Origin of the sequence: Leptolyngbya sp. FACHB-60, from assembly GCF_014695775.1 — a bacterium.
In the GTDB taxonomy this organism is placed as follows: domain Bacteria; phylum Cyanobacteriota; class Cyanobacteriia; order Phormidesmidales; family Phormidesmidaceae; genus Nodosilinea.
Genome location: NZ_JACJOX010000079.1, coordinates 1 through 4,081 on the forward strand (window position 1 = coordinate 1; position 4,081 = coordinate 4,081).

Genomic DNA, 4,081 nt, shown 5'->3' on the forward strand with positions numbered 1-4,081 from the left:
CGTTAAACGCGGCATTGTAAGTTTGTAGGATGTACTTTCGATCAAATTCGGATTCTAACTTAAGTTAGAGTCAGCCTTCTACTTTGCGATCGCATGGTTGCTCTATCAATTTGTACTGTAAAAGTTTTAACTCACTGTAGACGACGGCTTGAAGGCAATCTCCTATATTGAACTCACTCTGAAAGAAGCTGATTACTAGAACTGGCCACACTTCAGATAGCTAGGAAAAATGACATTGATTGAATTTGAATGAAAAAGGAGACAAACCCATGAACAACACCATCGACACAATGATCGATCCCAATGACAGCGTGCTGCTGCTGATTGATCATTAAAGCGGACTCTTCCAACTTGTGCGTGACATTGAACTCCCAGTCCTCCGCGCCACTGCCACCCCAATGCGCGGCATGTGCCGTATGGCGTTTATGGCAGCCATGAGCGGCGCAAAGTTCTGGTGACCTTGGCGAGTTGCTAAAACCGTTCGTGTTCCTTGACCTAATCAGTGAAAGCAACCCCGCCCGAAAGAGCGATAGCTCTGAGATTTGCTGCAGGGGCAAGTCAACATCATCAACCCCAACCTGGACACAATCACATGACACAAGATCATCTCACAAGCGACGTCACGCTCGCCACCGCTGCACCCGCACACACGCAAGAGGCTGGCAAGGGTCTGACCGCAGCGCAATTGCTGAAGCTCAGTCTGGACACTTTCCTAGCCAAAGATATTAAGGGCTGGGCTGAACTCTGGGACGAAAACGTCGTCGCCGAATTCCCCTTCGCGCCCGACGTGGCGTCCAGAAAGCTGGTGGGCCGAGCGGCTTTCTACGAGTATTTGAAGAACTATCCCAGCGTCATCGATATTCAAAGTACTCCCACGCTAAAGATCAACGCCACCAACGACCCCAACATGGCTATTGCCGAATGGAGCGTCTCAGGCCGGGTGATCAGCAACGGCAACCCCTATGAAATGAGCTACGCCACGTTTGTCACGTTCAAGAACGGGCTAATCGTCACCTACCGCGAGTACTGGGACCCGATGGTGTTCATGGCAGCCATGAGCGGCGCAAAGTTCTGGTGACCTTGGCGAGTTGCTAAAACCGTTCGTGTTCCTTGACCTAGCCAGTTTTGATGCCACTGTGGGGAACCAAGGGTTCCCCATACACCCGCACTCCGGCATCGCGACGCTGACGTTCATGACTCAGGGTAACTTTCGCTATGTGGACACGATTGGTCAGCAAGGCGTTTTGGCGGCTGGCGGTGTTGAATGGATAAAGGCAGGAAACGGCGTGTGGCACTCGGCACCCCCGTTGGCGACACGCAGGTTAAAGGCTTCCAGCTCTGGATCGCCTTGCCCGCTGCGGAAGAAAACACGCCTGCGCAAAGCATCTACCTGGCTCCGTCCGACGTGCCGCAGGAAGGGCCTGCGCGGGCACTGCGTGGGCGCTATGGCGAGGCGCAAAGCACTGGCGCAGATGACATACCTCTCCGCCTCCATACGTCGTAGTCAATGCTTGAATTTCTGTTGACTTTCCATCGCAATATATTCAAAGGAATTTACGTTGATTGGCTACAGATTGTTGCGATCGCGCAGCGTGTGCATAGCACGTATCGCCTTTTCCAACCAATCTAAATAAGTCTGTTCCCGTTGCTTCACTAAGTCCAAAACCAGTCGATGCAGTTTTTGTTCACGCGATGCAGTCGGATTACTCAAAGATAGAGCCTCGATCGCCTCACACTGGGCTAGCTTTTCTTGCCGTGCTTCCAGTTCCTGCTCTAGCAAATCCACGATCGCCTCGTTAGGCAACTGAGCCGCCAAATAGAGTTGTACCAGCAACGGCTCTCGCAACACGGGCAACGGATGATGTGTCTGAAGCCAGTGGGTTAACTCTGCTTCGCCTGCTTCGGTAATCCGGTAAACCTTGCGATTGGGGCGATCGTGCTGAATCTCAACAGTACAGGTAATCCACCCCTGTGACTCCAGTTTGTCTAAAGTCCGATAAATCTGTGCCTGATCTGCTGGCCACAGATGGGAAATGCAATCGTCAAAGCACTCGGTTTTGAGGTCGTAGCCGGTTCGCTCCTGTTGTTGGAGCAGACCCAGAATCACATGGGCAAGAGACATAGGCGGTTTACCGAACGAACAGGGAGGACAAGCCCTACCCATAGAATTTATATCCTTCTATGTTAATATATGATTAATCATATATAGGACAAGTTTTATAAACTGTCTGCCTGGAGGCAACTGTATGACAACTCAAACTCAAACACTCCGAACCGTTGCTGGAATCATTAATAGTGTAGAAACGCTTGAAGGAGCAGGCTTCCTGGTGCGTCGTCCCTTTCCCAAGAGTAGCTTTTCCGAGTTTGACCCCTTTCTCCTCCTCGATGAATTGGGTCCCGTGAATCTGAAGTCCGGTCAAGCAAAGGGCGCACCGGATCATCCCCATCGTGGCTTTGAAACCGTCAGCTACGTCCTGGATGGACGGCTGGAACACAAGGACTCGGTCGGTCATGCCGGACTGCTCAATCCCGGTGATGTGCAGTGGATGACCGCTGGGGCAGGCGTAGTGCATTCCGAAATGCCAGAAGCTGAGTTTACCCGCACGGGTGGGCGACTGCACGGCATTCAACTGTGGGTCAACTTGCCGCAGCAGGACAAGATGATTGCTCCTCATTATCAGGAAATTCCATCAGCGCAGATTCCGGTGGCTCAGACCAAAGATGGGTCTGTGACGGTGCGCGTGATTGCGGGAGAAGCGTTGGGGGCGAAAGCGGTGATTGAAACCCGTACCCCGATTATCTACCTGCACTTCACGCTACAACCGGGAGCAAGCATGGTTCAACCGGTACCGAAAGAGTACAACGCCTTTACCTATGTCCTCGATGGGTCTGGTTTGTTTGGCACTGAGCAGGAACGGGGTGAGGATGGGCAAATGGTAATTTTTGCACCTGATGGTGAGGAAGTGGCGATCGCCAATCCTGCGGATGCCACCCAGCCCCTTGATCTATTGCTGATTGCTGGAGTGCCGCTGAATGAACCTGTGGTGCGCTATGGTCCTTTTGTGATGAACACTGAAGCCGAAATCCTGCAAGCGATCGACGATTACCGAAATGGAAGGATGGGACACATTCATGCTTAACACGCTTCAACACCGCATTACCCAACATCAACTGCTGACCGATATCCGCATCAAGTTATTGCATTTGCATAAACTGTTGTTGGATACAGAGCGTATTCGTTACGAACAGGTGCGCGGACGGGTTTCTAAAGGTGAATTGCTGCAACTAGTGATCAATCACGATCAATTTGCCTGGCTGCATCACCTCTCAGAATTGATTGTGAAAATTGATGAGTTAATCCACTCGGATGAGCCGATCACCTCTGAGGTAATTGCTGCTCTCATTGCTGATGTTCGGATTCTACTCACACCTGATGAAGCTGAAAATGACTTTGCTGTGAAGTATGATGCGGCGTTTCAACGCAACCCCGATGTGGTGTTAGCTCATGCTGATTTGGTCACACTGCTAGCGACTAAAGTTCAACTATAAATTGAGCAGTTCGTCCAGATTAAATTTAATCTGGACGAACTGCTTTTATGCATTGTGTTTACCGAGTCGTAAGCATTCGCGACGTGTTCAGGTGTTTATTGATTTCCTGATTCAACGATTTGGGAATCCGCCCCATTGGGAGAGAAACGTTTGACTGATGATACTACCTACTCTGATAGTCACTACAAACTGATGTACTCTCAAACAAATCAGTGTGTCCGATTCTAACTTAAGTTATAACCAGCCTTCTACTCTGCGATCGCATAGCAACTCTATCAGTCTGTACTGTAAAACTTTTAACTCGCTATAGACGACGACTCGAAGGCGATCTTCTATATTGAATTTATGCAAATAGAGATGCAGTCAAGTGACCGAGTAAGTTAATTACAAGGTTTCCTGTCTGATACGAATGTAGAAAGATGAACGACGATCGTAGTCACGGTCCCTTACTTGTACCCCCTTCAACCCAAGATTGGATGCAAGGTGTGCTGAGTGCAAAGGTCGTGCTGGTGATGTATGGAGACTATCAAGA

4 protein-coding genes and 2 pseudogenes are annotated in these 4,081 nt (G+C 50.0%); 5 read left to right on the plus strand and 1 reads right to left on the minus strand.

The genetic code is table 11. From position 1 onward, the window contains the following. Positions 1-592: 592 nt before the first annotated feature. Positions 593-1,078: a nuclear transport factor 2 family protein gene (locus H6F57_RS26575; protein ID WP_190795054.1), complete on the plus strand. Its 486-nt coding sequence runs from the start codon at positions 593-595 to the stop codon at positions 1,076-1,078. Beyond that, positions 1,068-1,465 (plus strand): annotated as a pseudogene (locus H6F57_RS28520) (pirin family protein); the annotation flags it as partial. The gene H6F57_RS26575 and the pseudogene H6F57_RS28520, both read left to right, overlap by 11 nt. 102 nt (positions 1,466-1,567) lie before the next feature. On the opposite strand, the gene H6F57_RS26585 reads toward H6F57_RS28520, so the two are convergent. Further along, a complete protein-coding gene (locus tag H6F57_RS26585; protein ID WP_190795055.1) occupies positions 1,568-2,122 on the minus strand; it encodes a PadR family transcriptional regulator in 555 nt (184 codons plus the stop codon). A gap of 124 nt (positions 2,123-2,246) precedes the next feature. On the opposite strand from H6F57_RS26585, the gene H6F57_RS26590 reads away from it, so the two are divergent. The 3 genes and pseudogenes from H6F57_RS26590 to H6F57_RS28525 form a co-directional block, all read left to right on the plus strand. Next, positions 2,247-3,140, plus strand: coding sequence for a pirin family protein (locus H6F57_RS26590; protein WP_190795056.1), 894 nt, complete (start codon positions 2,247-2,249; stop codon positions 3,138-3,140). After that, on the plus strand, positions 3,133-3,549 hold the full coding sequence (locus H6F57_RS26595) for a hypothetical protein (protein ID WP_190795057.1): 417 nt from the start codon (positions 3,133-3,135) through the stop codon (positions 3,547-3,549). The genes H6F57_RS26590 and H6F57_RS26595 overlap by 8 nt, the downstream gene beginning before the upstream one ends. Positions 3,550-3,968: 419 nt before the next feature. Then, positions 3,969-4,081: pseudogene (locus H6F57_RS28525) on the plus strand (disulfide bond formation protein DsbA); the annotation flags it as partial.